Source organism: Zhongshania aliphaticivorans (genome assembly GCF_902705875.1).
Taxonomy (GTDB): Bacteria; Pseudomonadota; Gammaproteobacteria; order Pseudomonadales; family Spongiibacteraceae; genus Spongiibacter; species Spongiibacter aliphaticivorans_A.
Genome location: NZ_CACSIK010000001.1, coordinates 2,393,290 through 2,413,189 on the forward strand (window position 1 = coordinate 2,393,290; position 19,900 = coordinate 2,413,189).

The following is a 19,900-nucleotide window of genomic DNA, read 5'->3' on the forward strand; positions in this document are numbered from 1 at the left end:
AATAATACCTGCGTTTGAACGCAGAGCCCAGCTCCCACCAGACTCCGGGTGCTGTTATAAATAATTCATAACACCAACTTACAACACAGTGCACGCACCTAAATAGTTAGGCAGTGCACTGCAACTTACTGTGCACACACAAAACATGCAGAAATTGTGCCGACGACTTTTTACTCACTCCCAAAATAACGCTACAAACACCGTCCCAGTGATAGCTCAGAAAATTATAAAAAATCTAATAATTATCAATAATTTCTATTTTTACAATTACACTTGGCTTAACGCACCATTAAATTGAATAACGCACCAAAGATGAGCTTTAGAAAAAAATATTAAAAATAGTGCAAAGTAAGTTTGCCCCAAGGCAAAAGCTGTGACACAGTAAAAACGTAATGACTGACTTCTGGCTGAACACAATGGCCGCCGCACAGACTCTGCGCCGCGACTTACACGCCCACCCCGAGCCTGGCTGGCAAGAGGTTCGTACCGCTGAAATGGTACGCAATACACTCGATAGACTAGCCATACCTTGGCGTAAATGTGCTGGCACTGGCACCATCGCCACCCTACAACCGATAAACCCTAAGGCCAACGCGAAACACATTGCCCTACGCGGTGATATAGACGCCCTACCCATCATTGAACAAACAGATAGAGAGTGGTCTTCCACGCATTCAGGCTGTATGCATGCCTGTGGTCACGATGGTCACACCGCCACTTTATTAGCCAGCGCACAATGGCTTAAACATAATGAACAAAGCTTAACGCATCCGGTCACACTATTATTCCAACCAGCTGAAGAAGGCGGACACGGCGCGCGAGAAATGATTAATGAAGGCGCATTAGATGGCATCGACGAAATTTATGGCTGGCATAATTGGCCTGCCATTCCCTTTGGAAAACTAGTATGCCCAGATGGTATTGTTATGTGTGGCAACGGTACTTTCACTATTACCGTTAACGGCAAAGGCGGCCACGCTAGCCAACCAGAGTTGTGCCGAGACCCCGTACTTGCGACAAGTGCAATTACCCTTGCACTACAGCAAATCATTAGCCGGCGCTTAGCGCCACAACAAGCAGCGGTTATCAGCGTAACCTCTTTTATGGCCGAGAGCGGCGCAACGATCATTCCTCAACAAGCTGTTCTCGGTGGCAGTATAAGAGTGCCGGATGACGCCACTCGAGAAAAAATCAATTCACTTATTATCGAAGTAAGTCAGCAAACTGCTCACAGCTATGGTGTTGAGTGTAGTGTAGAAATAAGCCCGCGCTACAATCCAACCATTAACCATCCAAAGCAGGCGCAATATATGCGGCAGCTTTGGAAGGAAAGTTACGGCCCAGATTCAATTGAAGTTAATACCCCCACGCCAATTATGGCATCCGAAGATTTTAGTTATTATCTACGTGAAATTCCTGGCGCCTTTGCACTGATTGGAGCCAATGACGGCGACAAACATCACCAAGTTCCCTGCCACAGCCCACACTACGATTTTAACGACAAATTAATTCCGTTAGTAAGCAATTTGTTTTCACGCCTATGCGGTGTGACAACGCCCGAAAAACCCACAGATCAAACTATTTGAAATAGCATACCGTCGACATGTCGACGAACTTTATTTATAAAAAGGAGTTCCCATGAGTATTTTTGAGCAACGTGAGTCAGATATCCGCGCTTATTGCCGAGTGTACCCAGTGGTATTCGACAAGGCGAGTAATGCGCGCCAAATAGATGAAGACGGAAAGCAATATATCGATTTTTTTGCTGGTGCTGGCGTATTGAATTTTGGCCACAACAATCCACGCATGAAGAAAGCCATGATTAACTATATTGAATCCGACGGAGTCACCCACACCTTAGATATGCACAGTACCGCCAAGCGGGCATTTATGGAGCGATTTGTTAAGACCATTCTCGAACCCCGCAATATGAGTCACAAAATGCAGTTCATGGGGCCAACAGGAACGAATGCAGTTGAAGCGGCCCTAAAAATTGCACGACGGGCTACCGGACGCCAAGATATTGCCGCCTTCACCCACGGTTTTCATGGTATGACCTTGGGTTCTCTCGCCTGTACTGCCAATGGCTACTTTCGCGGCGCTGCTGGGGTTCCCCTCAACAATGTCTCTCATCACAAATTCAACTGCACCGACTATCTAAATCAACTGGCAGAGTACTACGCAGACGCCTCTAGCGGGATCGCCGCACCGGCTGCTTTCTTAGTCGAAACAATACAAGCCGAAGGCGGGGTTAATGTTGCCAGTAAAGAATGGTTACAGGCCTTAGCAAAACTTGCCAAAGACGTGGGCGCTTTATTAATTATTGACGATATTCAAGTTGGCTGCGGTCGCACCGGCAGTTATTTCAGTTTCGACAATATGGGAATTGAACCCGATGTCATTTGTCTTGCCAAGGGCGTTGGCGGCATGGGCACACCCATGGCACTTAATCTGGTCAAACCAGAAATCGATAAACATTGGTCTCCCGGTGAGCACACCGGCACCTTCCGCGGACAATCCCTGTCTTTTGTCGCAGGTAGCGAAGCCCTAAGTTACTTTGAAGACGAAGAATTAATGACTGAAGTCGCCAAAAAAGCACAGGTAATGGCTGATGCCATATCGCCTTTGGAAACTGATTTCAAAAGCGTGGAAGTGCGTGGCCGCAGTATGATCCTAGGTTTGGATGTAGGTAGCGGCGAACAGGCCAAAGCCATTGTGGAAGGCTGCTTTGCCGACGGCTTGCTCATTGCCAGCTGTGGATCTGGTGGTCGCGTTGTCAAACTGATTCCACCACTAACCATTCCAGATGAAGACCTAAAACACGGGCTAGATATACTTATCGACAATACACGTAAAGTGATGGAGGCTTAAATATGATTCAACGCGATGATATGACCTTTCCATTTGAAGAGTATCAGCACCGTTTAAGCGAATTGCGGTTGAGAATTGCCGAGCGTCGATTAGATGCTGTGGTGATTTCTGACCCAGAAAACATCATGTACCTTACCGATTACCAAACCACCGGTTATTCATTTTTTCAAGCTTTAGTTGTGCCGTTAGATGACGAGCCCTTTATGATAACTAGGGCGATGGAAGAGTCTAATATCATCGCCCGCACCTGGGTAGAGCGCACCCGCCCCTACCCAGATACCGGTGACGCAATTCAAATGCTGGTAGACGCCCTTAGAGAATTTGGTTTATCTAAGAAACGTATCGGCTACGAGCGAAATAGCTACTTCTTCCCCGCTTATCAACAAGATCGCGTGCACACCACACTGACTGAAGCAAAACTGCTGGATTGCTTTGGCATTGTTGAACAGGGTCGAATTTGTAAATCGCCCGCAGAAATACAACTTATGCGTAAAGCCGCAATCGCCACAGAGGCAGGCATGCAAGCAGGTATCGACGCCTGCCAAGTAGGCGTCACAGAAAACGAAATTGGCGCGGCGATCAGTGCCGCCATGTTTCGTGCCGGTGGCGAACCACCCGCAGTCATGCCCTACGTCACTTCTGGACCACGTACCATGATTGGCCACGCCACCTGGGAAGGACGCGCAGTACTTCCCGGCGAGCATGTCTTCTTAGAAGTTGGCGGCTGTTATCGCCGCTACCACACCGCCATGATGCGCACCGTTATACTGGGTGAGCTCAGCGATTCTATGCATCACGCTCAAGAAAAAATGAAACACGCATTACACGCTGTTCACGATAAAGTGCAACCGGGAATGACTGTCTCTGACGCGGACAATTTAGTTCGCAATATCATTTCTGAAAATGACTGTGACGCCCGTCTAATTACACGGTCAGGTTATTCAATTGGTATAGCCTTTCCTCCCAGCTGGGATGAAGGCTACATCGTCAGTCTTAAACAGGGCGAATCTACCGTCTTACAACCCGGTATGACCTTCCACATTATTCCTTGGATGTGGGGTGTGGACGGCGACAAAACCTGTGGTATTTCTGACTCTATCTACATCACCGATACCGGTTGTGAATCTTTTTTCACAATGGACAGAGACTTCACGGTAAAGGCTGAACAAGCCGAGCCCGCACTCATTGAATTTGACGAGGCACGTAAAAACAAACGCGAAAAAGCCGAAGCCAGCAAAGCAGACGATAAAAGCAAAGCCAAAAGTTAACCGTGACGATGCAGATCGTCACTGGCGGCGCCTTTGCCGACATTATCATTATAACGAGGTAGCTATGCTAACAGCGAAAAACCCTAGCACCGGTGAAATCATTGCCGAATACCCAACTCTCAATAATACCGAGCTTCACGAGCACATTGGTGACGCTTTTCGCGCCGCAGACCAATGGCAGGCTTGTAGCTATGAAGAACGTGCACAAACCATGCGCGCAGTTGCCGCAGAACTGCGTAAGCAGAAAGACCACCTTGCTGAGTTAATGGCTATCGAGATGGGCAAACCGATAAAAGAAGGTGGGCCTGAAGTTGAAAAAGCCGCTGGTTGTGCCGAGTATTATGCTGAGCACGCCGCTGAACACCTCGCCCCTCAAACGCTTCCTTCGGACGCTAGTATTAGCTATGTATGCCACCCTCCACTGGGGACCTTACTTGGCATATTGCCGTGGAATGCGCCGCTGTGGCTGGCCTTTCGCTACTTAGCGCCCGCCTTAATGGCGGGAAATACCTGCGTCATGAAACACGACCCCAACGTACCGGCCTGCGCGGCAGCTATTGTTAAAGTCTTTGCAGATGCCGGCGCACCAGACAATATTGTCGTCAATTTACCCATAGCCAATGAAACCATCGAAACTGCAATACGTGATCCACGAATTGCCGCTGTCTCATTTACTGGCTCTGGCAATGCAGGGCGAATTGTAGCGTCAATCGCTGGTTCAGAAATCAAACCCACCGTCCTTGAACTAGGTGGTTCCGATCCCTGTATTGTACTTGCCGATGCTGACTTAGAATCGGCCGCAGATGTCGCCACGCTTTCTCGTATGATTAACGCAGGGCAATCGTGTATCGCGGCAAAACGCATTATTGTCGAAGATTCCGTCTATGATGTCTTTGTTGAAAAACTTCAAAGTAGAATGGCCAAATTTACTATGGGTGACCCTCTATTAAGCGACACAGACGTCGGCCCCATAGCCCGTGAAGACCTTCGCCAAAACCTTCACCGCCAAGTCACAGAAACCATTGCGGCCGGTGCCACGTGTTTGTTGGGCGGTGAATTAAGCAACGACCCCGGCTTCTTTTACCCGCCTACTCTACTTATTGATGTTACCGAAGGTATGTGCGCCTTTAAGGAAGAAACCTTCGGTCCCATTATGGTTGTGATACGCGCGGCCGATGTTGAAGAAGCGGTTCAACTCGCCAATGAAACACCCTATGGTTTAGGTGCGGCTGTTTGGAGCACTAATGCAGAAGTCGCCACCAATATTGCCAACCGTCTTGAAGCTGGCCAAGTCGCCATTAACGGCATTGTCAAAACCGACTCTCGTTTACCTAGTGGCGGTATTAAAGGCTCAGGCTACGGCCGTGAACTTGGCCCCCACGGTATTCGTGAATTTGTAAACAGCAAACAAATTTGGGTCAAATAGCTGTTACAGCGAATAGTTAAAGTCATGCGCTTTAGCTATTCGCCTTTTTCTTACACTGAACACTTTCAGTCATCACAAGATTTTCGCCGTTTTCTAGACAATAATTATTGTTACCAAGCAAATAACTTTCGTTAGAAACGCTCCCTGTCTTACGCTCGTCATATCCATTTGCGATCCTTGCTCTGCCCCTTAATTCGTTACACAGAGACAAGTTATATGCCGCCGGTTTCACGTCGCACTCTCATCAAAGGTATGGTGGGTATCGCCAGCGCCAGTTCAGTAGCCTTTCTCACAGCCTGCAATTCATCTAATCGCAGTCATAATAGCGAATATCCCCTTCCCGATGATGACCAGAACAGCCCACAAAGTGCTGATTTTGACAATTTGCTTGGTTTTGACTACCCCATAATCGATGCTTTACTGCCCTTTGCCCACGGCGTAGCCTCCGGCGACCCCATGCAAGACAGAGTCATCATTTGGACTCGCATTACCCTACCCGATGAACGCGGCCCACTAGTCAGCGACCCACAGGGATTCACCGAAGCCAAAGTAAACTGGCTACTTGCAACAGATCCAGAACTGCAAGATGTTATCGCCTCTGGCAACACCATCACCACCGCCGAGCGTGACTGGACGGTAAAAGTTGATGTTGCCGGTCTAAACCCCGAAACAAGTTATTATTACGCTTTTGGCGCGTTTCAACGAACCTCAATTGTCGGGCGTACCCGAACTGCTCCCAGCCCGGCCAGCACCAGCGACGAACTTCGCCTAGCCGTTGTTTCCTGTTCAAGTTATTGGTCTAGCCACTGGTCGGGTTACGGACACATTGCAAACCGCAATGACCTAGACTTGGTCATTCACCTTGGTGATTATATTTATGACTTTGTTGATCAAGATGAAGAGGTTCGCGCCCGAATCGACCGCGATGGCGTAACCCGTAACGACATCAATGACGCAGATTATCGCGACTGGCTAAACATTGATGAAGTTCGCCGCCGCTACGCCCTTTACCGCTCTGAACCAAACCTACTTCGTGCCCACCAACAGCACCCTTGGACCATCATCTGGGACAATCACGACATTGACCCCAGCTTTGGTAATGAGCTGAACGACTCAAGCATCGACCGCGGCACCCAAACCACAACACTGGCTGACACAATCAATACCTTCTGGCTTTGGACCCCTTGCCGCCCTCCTGCCGACCTTCAAGGCACACCCTTAACGGTTGACGATGGCAGCTATCCTGAACCACCATTACCCCAACAGTTGTGGCGAAAACTGGATTACGGCCCCCTTGCCGATATTTTATGTACTGACATTGAACTCTATCGACAGCTTGATAACGACCAGCTTCCAGCCGATTACTCTGATCATCTTGAAGGAGCTAATTCACTACTCGGAAAAAACCAGTACACGTTTATTACCGAGCAAATGAAAGCCTCCAGCGAAGCGGGTAAAACATGGCGTATTTTGCCTCATCAAACATGGCTAGCCCCCTGGAACATTCCGGCATTAACAGCTGAGACCACTGTTCCCGGCTCGCCAATCTCAACTCGCTGGACCGATTTTTCAGAAGAACGAAGCCAGTGGTTTCAATACCTGCGAGACAACAGTATTGTAAACAACGTGGTTCTCTCAGGAGACATGCACGGCAGCTGGGCCAGCGATTTAGTCACAGACAATGCACTCATTAGCCGCTATCAGTCTTCAGTACCTTTACCAAATTTACGCACAGGGTCTCGCCCAAGTAATATCTTGGCTGGTTTTGGCCGAGCTGGCACCGGCAATATCGCACTGATCAATAATCGTGCTGACTCAGTCGGCGTAGAATTTGCGCCCAGCTCAATGGGGCGCGGCGGCGCAGATGAAATGGTGGCCAACGCCCTAGCAGGAAGTACAGAAGAGGTACAAATTGCCGGAGCTAGAGCACTTGAACTTGCCAGCATCACTGCCAACAAAAACGTGCAATACCAAGAATGGGTAGATCACGGCTATGGCATAATCCACCTAAACTCAGAAGAAGCAATTTTTGAATTCTGGTGGCAAGATAAAACCACCCCCGACTCACCCGATGTACTCGGTTATCAAATGGTCAGCTTTGCCCACGATGACAGTACAGCCTTGCCCGCACCACATTACCGAAATCAAATCGACAATGTGGTATTACACGGTCGTACGGTAGAGGCTAGCAACGGCCGTCGTAGCGACCTGCCAGCGCCGATGCCGCCGGGTGAATTACTTCAACTTTAATATGCCCAAGGGCTGATTTAACAGCCCTTCACTCCCCACTCACATAAAACCAACCATCACAGCACAATGTTAAATGTTTAGCGTGATGGCTTTTTATAATAAGCAGACAGCCATGATCAGGGCAGACGACAACTAGAACAATCAAAGTGGACGCGGAGAGCGTTCTAAATCTCAACACCACGCATAAGGCTGTCAGACGCGCAGCGTTTTGTTATACATTTCACAAGCCTTCTGGAAAGGCACTAAACTGGGGAATACCCTCATAAGGGGCACACCACCCGGCCTTTGACTCCACGTTAATGTGAGCAGCAGGCTTCAAATCCAAAGGCGTATCGACAGTTGACAATGTAACGCAGAAAAAACTTGTTCTATCTGGGGAATAGTTCATTAACCTTGTTCCACACTCTGAACAAAAAGCTCGATAACCCCCTGCGCCACTCTGATGCTCTTTTAAACAGCTACTTTCATCATTGAGTATTAATGTAGAAGAATCCACGATCGCCATGGTCGCATAGTCAGCACCATGAGCTTTTCGACAAAACTTGCAGTGACAATTCAGCACATTATCTGGGTTGATTTCTACCTGATACCTAACCTTTCCACAAAGGCAACTTCCATCAACCATGACTTATTCCTATATTAAATTGTTTAAAGTATACGAATAACTACAAACCTAACGCCAAAAAAAGCCCGCGCCTAGGGCGTCGGGTTGCTTGTGACGCTAGACTAGAACTAATTATTTCTAATTTTTTTCTTTCAATTGATAATGGCTTTGCCAATTGCATATAACCAATAAATAGAGAAGAAACTAGCGCTGTAATTAATATTACCGTAGCAATATTATAGTTTCTTTTTGCTTGAGATGAAGCCTGCCTCGCCTCTACAAGTTCATTTCATCATCTGTACGGTGATTCATCGATCGCTTAACTCTAGCAATTTGTCAGACCAGTGTTTGGGTGGATCCCACAAAAGATAGCATCCCAGCAAGCAGAAAATAGCGGCAACCCGTCTCACTTTTATGTTTTTGTGAACTAAGGCCGATTTCAATAGCCTTGATCAATTGACATAACGCCGCTGCATCATGGCACAATATCACAAAGGAATTTGATCAGCGCCCCTCAATAGAAAAACACACGTGGGTCGTCAATCACGAAAAACAGGGAACTTACCCATGCAGCGACTCACCAAACTTTCTACCACCATTACATTTATCACTCTATTAAACGCCTGTGGCGGTGGATCCGGTGGTGGCGGTGATGAGCCAGCACTGACCGCGCTTAGTCCGCTAGGCTCAGAAGCTAGCTGCCCAGACTTACAGTTCGACACCTTAGCTGCGGATGTGGGTACTACGATATTTGTTAATGGCTTACCTTCTTCAATGACAGCCCCCGGCCTACGCATTATTGACGCTCAGGACTCGGAAATTGTCACCCCAGCGTTCTTTCGCGTTCGTGAAGGCGACGAAGATTGGCAGTTTGAACTGCCTATGCATCCCAATACTCCCGCTGAAGGTGGTCAGGTGCTGATAGAAATTGGGGATGGAAGCAACCACTGCCCCCAGCAAACGTTTACGATCAATGCCTTACCCACCGCCCCAGCCGATTACGCCCAAGATGTTCAAGCTGCCTTAGTTTCATGGGTGGAAGCAGCCGCTCGGCATCTTGGCCTTGACCCAGCGCAACTGCGCGCAGCGGAGGAAAGCGAACTCACTGGCATGGCTGCAGTTATGCGCCTAGCGCTAGACACCGCCGACGACCCTAACGCCCCCGGCTCCATTAAAGCACTTGCCGATGAGGCCGCCGCTGACTCTGACATGCTCCTTGAGCGTTTCTTGATGGCACTCGACATAGAGGAGCGTTTACTCGATGACACACTTTTCTTGGATCAAAGCGAGCCAGCGGTACAATCCATTGCCCACAATGACAGCGGCAGCAAAGGTCAGCAGATTATACGAAAAGAGGAACAACGCGTTTATCGGAACACGGGGAGCTGTGGCGGAGGTCTACAATTCCCTGGCGCGACTAAGCCGAACATTAAGAACATTTTCGACTTGGCCTCGGCAATGAAATCCGCAAAGAACAGGACGATCAAAAACGTCACTAGTCATAGCGCGACCGCCACTAACTATGCCGGTACCGCCAACTGGAGTAAAGCCACCGGTGTTGGCAATATATTATTTATTGTCTCGACGGTTGATGAAGCGCTAAATGCCGCACTGCCACAGGTGTTTAGTCAATTTATAGTCACTGGTGACAGCCAAATTGTTGAAGATCGCGAAGCCACTAACCCAGCAGCATGGCAGTCGAAAATAGCCGCAAAGGGTATCGATTTCAATCTGGAAAAAGCAGCTGCACAAACCATTATCCAGGGCCTAGGGCTTATTCCCGGCCCAGTGGGTACGGCTTTATCTACGGCGACCTTTGCCTACGGCAACGAAGTAAACGCAGAAATAGACCGAGTAACAAAAGACAGCTGCTTTAAAGTAGAGGCCCCAGAATACGGCCCATTCGATGCCACCTATGAAAACTACACCGCAGGGAAGCTTATCGGTAGTACTATTTCACTTGTGGGCCACCACCAGTACATGCCTAGTGATATTGGTCTATCTGAGATTGAAGTTAAAATTATAGGTGAAACCTTTGGCACATCAAGCAATGCCAAGAAAACACTCCCAGTGAATGTCAACTCTCAGGTCTTGTCATTACTGCCCTCTACCACGCGAATTGCTGAAGCAGGTGAAGAAGTTGAGATTTCAGCGACAATTAGTAACTCAGAAGCCGATCCAGCCAACTTTGATGTCGAGGTTGTCGGTGGAGTCAGTCGTGGAGAAGTTACTAATTTACGCGTCGAAGGTGACTTTTTAACCGCAACAATTGTCCCCACATCGGATCGCGAGAAATATCCCGTACAGGTGCGCTTTACCAGCCTAAATACTACCCTGCCAGCGGGTAGCCCACCACATGACAAACTCGCCGATATTGAGATTGAACTCGATGTTAAATTAACGCCGGATGATACTCCCTGTCTTGAAGCTGGTGATGAAGTCCCACTTATTGCCGAGCTAACAGGTTTTGATGAAGACGAGCAAGAAGTTGACTTTAGCGCCACCGGCGGTAGCTTTAAAAATGAAACAGACTTAACCGCAACCTGGGTAGCTCCACAAGCTAACGGCGAGTATGTTATTACCGCCACAGCCACCTATGATGCAAACGAAAAAGATGAATCACGCTTTACCGTCGCCGATAATTGCATACGCAAAATTTGGTATCCAGTCGGCGGTTTTTCCATTGATAATAACGGTACCTATAGCGACGAAGGCCAATTATGTCCGCAGGAGTCTATAGCCGACGATCAAACGGAGTCATTTGACGAACCGATTATTCCAGAAGTCCCTCAGTTACCCGCTGAGTCCGAATTCTGGGATGTACACACAGAAAGCAAAACATGGGGATATACTCATAACTCCATGCGCCATATCGTCGATGATAAAGATAACAATAACGGTTCTGATGATAGCTGCAGCAGTATTTCACTATCAGGACTTATGGATGCAGACGTTACCTATGAAGGCAGAGCCGATGGCACATTGGCGGCCAGTGTCGATGCCCGTTTAGAAACAAACTGTGAGCGCTATTCTAACGGTGATATAGAGTGTGCAAGTGGCGGCGGCGGCATTGGTTTCGGCGGCTTCATCTATCAAGACATCACTAAACAAACAACGGTAACCTTAAGCGGCAGCCTGAGCTGTACCGGCTTGGAAGGCAACATCGGTACGGGACTCGCGCCCTTGAGCATAGTGGCAATTCGATACGAAAATGGCACGACCCCCTACAATTATGAAGAGGAAGGCAATACCAGTATTAAAGACAAGCAAGGAAACTACCGTTCACCACAGCTATTTTCGGCTAGTTGCAAACCTGAGCAAGGTGATACCGTTACGCCATTTGAGGTGGAGTTTGTCTTAGACGCCCCCACTGGCAATGGCAATACTGACCTAATTATTTATGGCATTGCCGGAAGTGTACTAATCGCGCCGGATTCCTCTTTATCCGTTAATGCGTTTCCTGGAACCCCTCCCACAGAACCGGTTCCCGGCAGTTATCTCTCAGAAGGAAAAGTGGAACTAGAGGTGAAAATTGAATAAGGCTTTCGGAGCTGGATCTCTAAGTGATCCAGCTCCGTTTCTTTATCAAAACTGACACATAGGCCTAACTATATTTGATGCTGTCGAGCATTATGTCTCGACAACAAATCAAACTCATGTGAGTACAACCTGAATTCCTCAGTATTATCTGGACAAGACTATTATCCACATTAACGATAACCGCACGCAAAACTAGCCAGCTAAGCTAGTGAATAAAAATATCTAACCCCCCTCTTTATTCTGAGATTGTGCGTGATTCACCGACTGCACTACTGGATCATCAAGATCCCAGCCCCCGCCTATAACAGCCGCTAATTGTAAAGCCGCTTGCAAGCGATCAGCCTCAGTGGCTACTTTGGTTCGGCGCGTATTCAAGGTTTGATTTTGCGCGGTAGCCACTTCAAGGAAAGTCACCAAACCCGATTTATAACGGTTATTAACAATGCGCTCATTCTCTTCTGCTAGCTCTAACAAAATAGCCTGTTGCTCGGTTTTTTCTTTTAATAAGCTCAACGTTGCCAAAGCATTTTCTACTTCCGCTAAGCCATCTAAAACCGTCTGCCGATACGCCGCAAGCTGCTCATCGTATTGTGCTACAGCAATCGCTTTACTTGCCCGCCTTGCGCCACCGTCAAACAGGGTTTGTACCAATGAAGGGCCAACAGACCATATTGCATTCGGCGCATCAAAAAGATCGCCAAATCGCCCCGCATTAGCCCCGTAACCGGCACTGATGGTAAAACTCGGCAGCCACGCAGCTTGCGCAACGCCAATTTGGGCGCTGGCCGACGCGAGCTGCCGCTCGGCTGATACCACGTCTGGCCGGCGTGATATCAAAGTTGACGGTAGCGAAGCCGGTAGCACAGGCAGCTCGGGCAATTTTCCTTCCGGCGTTAATGTAAAATTCACCGGCGCCTTACCTAGCAACACCGCAATACTGTTTTCTTCAAGCGCCCGCTGACTAGCTAAATCTATCAAATCGGATTTTAACGCTTGCTGCTGTGTCTCTGCCTGAATAACGTCAGAGCGAGGCACAATCCCCGCTTTGTATTGATTTTGTGTAAGTACAGTTGAGCGCGCATAGGTTTCCATGGTTTGCTCTAAGATAAGGCGCTGGGCATCTAAAGCCCGCAAGCGGATATAACTTTGCGCAACCGCAAGCTGAATATTAAGGCCGGCAGCAACAAGATCCGCAGCGCTACTTTGCATTCCCGTGCGGCTGGCTTCTACACTGCGACGAACTCGCCCCCATAAGTCTGGAGCCCAGCTCGCGCTCAACCGCGCGCTATAGCTTTCCGTCACGCTGATACTATCGCCACCGTCGCGGCTACCGCTAAGAGAGGCGTCCAACTGGGGACTATAATCACCACGCGCCAAACGCCATTGGCCTTGAGCGGCTCGATATCGTGCTTCCGCTTGCGCTAAATTTTGGTTGGCAGCGTTGGCCTGAATAATTAATACACTAAGCTCTGGGTCCTTAAATGCAGTCCACCAATCTCCCTGCGCAGCCCAACTTTGCGGAGCAATGGTTTGCCATCCGGCTTCGTATTTAAATTCTGCAGGCACTCTCGATTCCGGCTGCTGATAGTCTGGCCCAACTGTGCACGCGGCCAAACTCACTAACAGCGGAAGAGTCGGTAAATATTTTAAAGTGAATAATTTCATAAGTGATTTTTTACTTTTTTATCGCTAGTAATAGCCGTCGATGAGCTAATGGCAAGGCCATGATCTTGAGGTTTTGTTCGCAATACCCATTGCCGCAAACGCTCAAAATACAAATAAATAATTGGTGTGGTATACAAGGTTAAAAATTGGCTTACCGCCAAACCACCGATAATGGTTACCCCAAGTGGACGACGCAGCTCTGCACCTTCACCAAAACCAATTGCCAGTGGCACCGCACCTAATAAGCCCGCCAGATTGGTCATCAATATGGCGCGCAAACGCAAACGTGCTGCTTGTCGTATAGCTTGATCTGGATCTAAGCCATCACGTCGCTGTGCTTGCAAGGCAAAATCAATCATTAAAATGGCATTTTTCATTACAATGCCAATCAATAAAAACAAACCCAGTAAAGAAATTAAACTTAAATGAATCTGACTAATTTTAAGGGCGAGCAAGGCACCAATACCGGCAGATGGCAGCGTGGATAAAATAGTCAGTGGGTGTAATGTGCTTTCGTATAACACCCCCAACACCAAATACACTGCCAACAAAACCCACAATATTAACCAAGGCTGGCTTAAGTCAGCGCCAAAACTCGGACGACCACCATCCGGTGCAACATGCACTTGGGTAGGTAATTTAATTTGATCCAAGGCATTTGCAATGGCCTCCTCAGCCTCGGGCAGGGTCACGCCGGGGGCTAGCCCGTAACCAATACCCTCGGAAGCAAATTGACCCTCATGACGAATACGGTCTTCGCCCATGCCATAATCCCACGTTGCAAAGCTAGACAGCGGAATTCTTGAACCATCGCTGGCAATCACGTTTAGCTGACTTAGCACTGCAGGCTGCGAGGTATAGCCCGGTGCCAACTCCATCACCACGCGATACTGATTCATATCATCATATAGCGTGGCAACCTGACGCTGGGAAAAGGAATTATTCAACATCGATGCCACGGTGCTCATATCTACGCCGTATTGCTTAGCCAACTCTCGATTAATATTGAGGGTTACTTGCCTAGCATCTTCATTTCCAATCGAGTCAACATCAACCAACTCGGGTAAATCCATCATGGCTTGCGAGGCAAGACGGCTCCATTTATCCAAGGCTTCTAGAGAATCAGAGCGGAGTATTAATTCATACTCACTACTGCTAAACGGCGAACCCAGGCGAATATCTTGATCCACCATCATATGCAGCATGGCACCCGGTACTTTAGGCGCACCAGCTCGTAAACGGTCGACTACAGCCTGAGCCGAGACACCACGCTCAGATAAGGGCTTTAAATTTAAAGTTATTTGCGCATTGGTTAAGCCACCGCTGCCACCGCTGGTACCCGTCACATCGGCTATGGCAGGATCAGTCAAAATATACTGACGAAAAATTTCTATTTTGGGCTGCATTAATTGAAACGAAAAGCCATCGTCGCCACGAACAAAACCACGCACTTGGCCCGTGTCCTGCTGAGGCAAGGTTGTTTTCTGTAACGAGGAGTATAAATAAACATTGCAGGCAATGACCCCAGCCAAGATCAGCATAACCACAATGCCATGCCGTAACGCCCAGTCTAAACTACGTGCATAACCGTTTTTAAGCGACTCAAACATCTCATAACTATAATCAGCCATTCGATTTTCAAAGCCGCTTAATACCCCCTTACTCTGCTCTCTATCAGATAAGTTTGAATGTGGACGCAACCAACGCGCGCATAAACTTGGCGTTAAAGAAAGCGACACCAGCAGTGAAATTAACATTGCCGCCGCCAAGGTAATTGAGAATTCACGAAATAAACGCTCTACAACCCCGCCCATAAATAATATGGAGACAAACACCACGACCAAGGCGAGGTTCATGGCTAACAAAGTAAAGCCAACCTCTTTGGCGCCGAGTAGCGAGGCACGCAAAGGAGACAAACCTGCCTCAATATGCCGCTCTATATTTTCTAGCACCACAATGGCGTCATCGACCACCAGACCACAGGCAACCACTAGCGCCATGAGGGATAAATTATTTAAGGAAAAACCATAAAAATACATCACTACAAAGGCACCAATCAGCGACACCGGAATTGCAATTGACGGTATCAGCGCCGTGCGTAAACTGCCCAAAAATAGCCATACTACTAACATCACCAGCGCAACAGATATTAATAAGCTGAGCTGTGCTTCACTGAGCGTGGCGCGAATTACCGGTGAACGATCCATTATTACCGACAACTCACTATTTGACGGCATAAGGGCACGTAGGCGGGGTAACTCTTTATATATGGCGTCTATGGTCTCAACAATATTGGCACCGCTTTGGCGGCTAACCATAAGAATGACAGCCGGACGATCATTGTGAAAACCACTGCTATAGCGATCTTCTACCGACTCAGTTACCTCTGCCACATCTCCCAGTCGGACCACTGCACCGTCACTATGACGAAGTATTAAATCGCGGTATTCACTCGCTTTACGCAGCGGATCATTGGTGCTCACTCGCCAGCGATGACTGCTGTCTTCGATAACCCCTAGGGGACGCAAAGCATTGGCTTGACTGATTGCACTACGCACTTCATCCAAAGCAATACCTCGATGCAATAAGGCGCCGGGGTCTAGTTGCACCCGCACTGCAGGCAGCGACGCGCCACTGATCCCCACTTCGCCAACGCCAACAATTTGCGCTAGTCGCTGAGAGAGAATTGTCGATGCGGCATCGTACAACTCGCTAGGGGACAAGGTAGATGAACTTAGCGCCAAGCCCATAATAGGCGCTTGCGAAGGATCTATTTTTCGAAACTCAGGATTGCCCGGCATACCGGCGGGTAATTCACCGCGAACCACATTTATGGCCGCCTGCACATCACGAGCGGCTTCATCCAAATTGCGGTCCAGATCAAAGGTTAGCACTACCGAGGTTGAGCCCTTATTACTCGATGAGGAAATTGCCGCAATACCACTAATACTGCCCAGTGCTCGCTCTAAGGGTGTCGCCACCGTGCTGGCCATACTTTCAGGGCTTGCCCCCGGCAAACTCGCCGTCACTCTAATAACCGGAAAATCAACCTGCGGCAGCGGCGCTACAGGCAACATACGCCACGCCAACAAACCTACCAATACCAGCGCCAAAGACAGCAAACCCGTCGCGACCGGACGAAAAATAAACGGCCGTGACAGGTTCATGCTTTAGCATCCGGTGAGTCGAGTTGATCCGTGGTCGCCATATCTTCAGCCGAGTATTCTCCAGTGCGAAAACGATCAAAAAACAAATACACCACAGGCGTGGTAAATAGGGTTAACACCTGACTGACCAGTAGACCACCCACCATGACCAAGCCCAAGGGTTGACGCAGCTCGGCACCGGAACCACCGGCAAACATAAGAGGTAACGCCCCAAACAGAGCAGCCAAAGTAGTCATCAAGATTGGTCGAAAACGCAATAGCGCGGCGCGATGAATCGCCTCACGGGGACTCATGCCCTGATTGCGCTGCGCATCTAAGGCAAAATCCACCATCATAATGCCGTTTTTCTTAACCAGCCCGATCAACAACACCACACCGATCACCGCAATCATATCCAATGAGCGACCGGTGATTAATAAGGCCAGTAAAGCTCCAACAGTGGCCGAGGGCAAGGTCGATAAAATGGTAATTGGGTGAATAGTGCTTTCATACAAAACTCCCAGCACTACATACATTGTCGCCACCGCAGCGAGCACCAGCCATAAAGTATTAGCAAGCGAGGCCCTGAAGGCTTCAGCGGCACCTTGAAAACGGCTCTCTATTCCCAAGGGCAAGCCAATATCTAACTGCGCTGCTTCAATCGCTTCAACGGCCTCACCTAGCGATGCGCCCTTGGCTAAGTTGAACGACAGGGTGGCAGCGGGAAATTGCCCTTGATGATTTATGAGCAATGCCGCGGGGCGCTGCTCTACCGTTGCCACACTACTCAAAGGCGCGGGTACACCCGATTCAGTGGGAACATACAAGCTCTTTAGCGCGGAAATACCACTGCTTTGCACTGGGTCGACTTCAAGCACGACCCGATATTGATTAGCTTGGGTAAACAAGGTCGCAATTTGACGTTGGCCATAGGCATTTTGCAGCGTATCGGCAATTGATGACACGCTGACACCCAAGCGCGCGGCGGCATCACGATCAATATTGATATAAGCTTGCTCGCCCTGTTGCTGAAGGTCATTGGCAACATCAACCAACTCAGGTCGCTGGGCTAAAGCCGTCATTAATTTAGGGACCCACTCTGCCAGTTCAGCAGTGCTCGCTGCGGTGAGGGTAAAGCGATACTGAGTACGGCTTATTTGGTCTTCAATGCTGAGCTCTTGTACTGGCTGGAACCAAGCCTCTATTTCTGGCAGGTCTTCGGCGCGTTCACGTAAGCGTGCAATAACATCAAACACGGATTCACTGCGCAAATGGTGGGCAGGTAAATTGATAAACATCCGGCCGCTATTTAACGTTGTGTTGCTACCATCCACGCCGATGAACGATGACAAACTGGACACCCCTGGGTCTTCCAGTAAGGCAGCGGCCAAGGCTTGCTGACGTCGTGACATCGACGCAAAGGAGGAATTCTGAGGCGCTTCAGTAACCACTTGAATAACACCGCTGTCTTGGACGGGGAAGAAGTCTTTATCAACGGCAAAATACAACAACACAGTCAGAACAATGGTGGCCAGCATAGCCAGCATGGCAGCAGGCTGACGAGCAAGTACCCAGTCCAACATATCGCTGTAACGAGCAATAATTTTACTCATTAGGCCAGTATTGTGGTTTTCGGTTTGTATTGGCTCACGCAACATGCGTGCGCACATCATGGGAGTGAGTGTGAGTGATACCACTAAAGAAATAGCAATCGCAACCGCCAAGGTCACAGCAAACTCATGGAACATACGTCCCACCACATCGGCCATAAACAACAGCGGAATCAGTACCGCGATCAGCGATAAGGTCAGCGATATCAGGGTAAAACCAATCTCCTTGGCTCCCTTTAAGGCTGCCGTCATTGGTGAATCACCGGCCTCGCGATAGCGGGCAATATTCTCAAGCATCACAATAGCGTCATCAACCACAAACCCGGTGGCAATCGTTAAGGCCATCAGACTTAAATTATTAATTGAGAACTCTGCCAAATACATAAAGGCAAATGTGCCGACAAGGGACAGGGGCACAGCAATACTCGGAATGATCGTGGCAGGTATGCTACGCAAAAACGCAAACGTCACTAACACCACCAAAAAAATCGCAAATAATAATTCTTTTTGCACGTCTTTGACTGAGGCCCGAATACTATCGGTTCTGTCGGTGAGTACAGTAACGTCTACCGCCGTTGGCATGGTGGCAGACAATTGCGGCAATAGCGCTCGCACCCGATCAGCCACTTCAATAACATTGGCGCCGGGCTGCTTCTGGATATTAAGCAGTACCGCAGATTGACTATTAGCCCACGCAGCAAGAAAGCGATCTTCCGCACCGTCACTAATTTTTGCCACATCACCTAAGCGCAATGGCGCGCCATCTTGGTAGGCAATAATCAGTTTTTCATAATCTTTAACCGAGCGAATCTGATCATTGGCATCTAGCAATGTCGTCCGGTTAGGCCCATCAAAACTACCCTTGGGTTGATTAACATTGGTGGCGGTAATGACCGAACGAATTTCGTTTAAGCTCAAACCGTAGGCTGCAACCGCTGTTGGGTTAACCTGTATACGCAGTGCTGGGCGCTGCCCACCCGCCAAGCTAACCAAGCCCACGCCTTGCAGTTGGGCCAGCTTTTGCGCCATGCGAGTGTCGACTAAATCGTGAACCTCAGGCAGCGGCAGACTTTCAGACGTTATTGCCAAGGTCATTATCGGCGCGTCTGCCGGATTAACTTTGCGATAGATTGGCGGTGTAGGTAAATCACTTGGCAGCAGACTATCGGCCGCATTTAAGGCCGCTTGTACTTCTTGTTCTGCAACGCCCAAATCAACCTCAAGCGCAAACTGCAAGGTAATGACAGATGCGCCCCCAGAACTGGTTGAGGCCATTTGCTTTAGCCCGGGAATTTGCCCCAGTTGTCGCTCTAATGGCGCGGTAATCGTGCGTGCTGTCACATCTGGCCCAGCACCCGGATGAAAGGTATATATTTGAATAATGGGGTATTCAACTTGTGGCAAGGCCGATACCGGTAGCAAGCGCCATGACAAAATACCGGCTGCCAACAAAGCCAACATTAGTAGCGAGGTCGCAACAGGCCTTAAAATAAATGGGCGAGAAATACTATTCATTACTG

At 48.8% G+C, this 19,900-nt stretch carries 10 protein-coding genes; 6 read left to right on the forward strand and 4 right to left on the reverse strand.

Translation table 11 applies throughout. The features are described 5' to 3' along the window. Positions 1 to 392: 392 nt before the first annotated feature. The 5 genes from doeB2 (at position 393) to AELLOGFF_RS10955 (ending at position 7,815) form a co-directional block, all read left to right on the forward strand. The gene (doeB2, locus tag AELLOGFF_RS10935; RefSeq protein WP_159268776.1) at positions 393 to 1,586 is read left to right on the forward strand and encodes a N(2)-acetyl-L-2,4-diaminobutanoate deacetylase DoeB2; all 1,194 of its coding nucleotides are present in this window, start codon (positions 393 to 395) and stop codon (positions 1,584 to 1,586) included. Between the two features lie 52 nt (positions 1,587 to 1,638). Beyond that, entirely contained in the window at positions 1,639 to 2,871 is a 1,233-nt protein-coding gene (locus tag AELLOGFF_RS10940) for an aspartate aminotransferase family protein (RefSeq protein WP_159268777.1), read from the forward strand. 2 nt (positions 2,872 to 2,873) lie between these two features. Then, complete coding sequence (gene doeA, locus AELLOGFF_RS10945; protein WP_159268778.1) at positions 2,874 to 4,139, forward strand: ectoine hydrolase; 1,266 nt, start codon at positions 2,874 to 2,876, stop codon at positions 4,137 to 4,139. Positions 4,140 to 4,203: 64 nt separating this feature from the next. Continuing rightward, positions 4,204 to 5,565: an NAD-dependent succinate-semialdehyde dehydrogenase gene (locus AELLOGFF_RS10950; protein WP_159268779.1), complete on the forward strand. Its 1,362-nt coding sequence runs from the start codon at positions 4,204 to 4,206 to the stop codon at positions 5,563 to 5,565. Positions 5,566 to 5,781: 216 nt separating this feature from the next. Beyond that, positions 5,782 to 7,815: an alkaline phosphatase D family protein gene (locus AELLOGFF_RS10955; RefSeq protein ID WP_159268780.1), complete on the forward strand. Its 2,034-nt coding sequence runs from the start codon at positions 5,782 to 5,784 to the stop codon at positions 7,813 to 7,815. Positions 7,816 to 8,035: 220 nt separating this feature from the next. Here AELLOGFF_RS10955 and AELLOGFF_RS10960 read toward each other — a convergent pair whose 3' ends face one another. After that, positions 8,036 to 8,440, reverse strand: a complete 405-nt coding sequence (locus AELLOGFF_RS10960; protein ID WP_159268781.1) for a GFA family protein — start codon at positions 8,438 to 8,440, stop codon at positions 8,036 to 8,038. A 546-nt stretch (positions 8,441 to 8,986) separates the two neighbouring features. Here AELLOGFF_RS10960 and AELLOGFF_RS10965 point away from each other — a divergent pair. After that, a complete protein-coding gene (locus AELLOGFF_RS10965) occupies positions 8,987 to 11,959 on the forward strand; it encodes a hypothetical protein (RefSeq protein WP_159268782.1) in 2,973 nt (990 codons plus the stop codon). A gap of 222 nt (positions 11,960 to 12,181) precedes the next feature. Here the strand turns inward: AELLOGFF_RS10965 and AELLOGFF_RS10970 are convergent, their stop codons facing one another. Genes AELLOGFF_RS10970 through AELLOGFF_RS10980 form a run of 3 tightly spaced genes read right to left on the reverse strand, consistent with a single transcriptional unit; the run spans position 12,182 to position 19,895 of the window. Next, positions 12,182 to 13,624 carry an efflux transporter outer membrane subunit gene (locus tag AELLOGFF_RS10970; protein WP_159268783.1) on the reverse strand — a complete coding sequence of 481 codons (1,443 nt, stop codon included), beginning with the start codon at positions 13,622 to 13,624 and terminating at the stop codon, positions 12,182 to 12,184. Then, positions 13,621 to 16,791, reverse strand: coding sequence for an efflux RND transporter permease subunit (locus AELLOGFF_RS10975; RefSeq protein WP_159268784.1), 3,171 nt, complete (start codon positions 16,789 to 16,791; stop codon positions 13,621 to 13,623). The genes AELLOGFF_RS10970 and AELLOGFF_RS10975 overlap by 4 nt, the downstream gene beginning before the upstream one ends. Then, entirely contained in the window at positions 16,788 to 19,895 is a 3,108-nt protein-coding gene (locus AELLOGFF_RS10980) for a multidrug efflux RND transporter permease subunit (RefSeq protein WP_159268785.1), read from the reverse strand. Before AELLOGFF_RS10980 ends, AELLOGFF_RS10975 begins: the two co-directional genes overlap by 4 nt. Between the last annotated feature and the right edge of the window lie 5 nt (positions 19,896 to 19,900).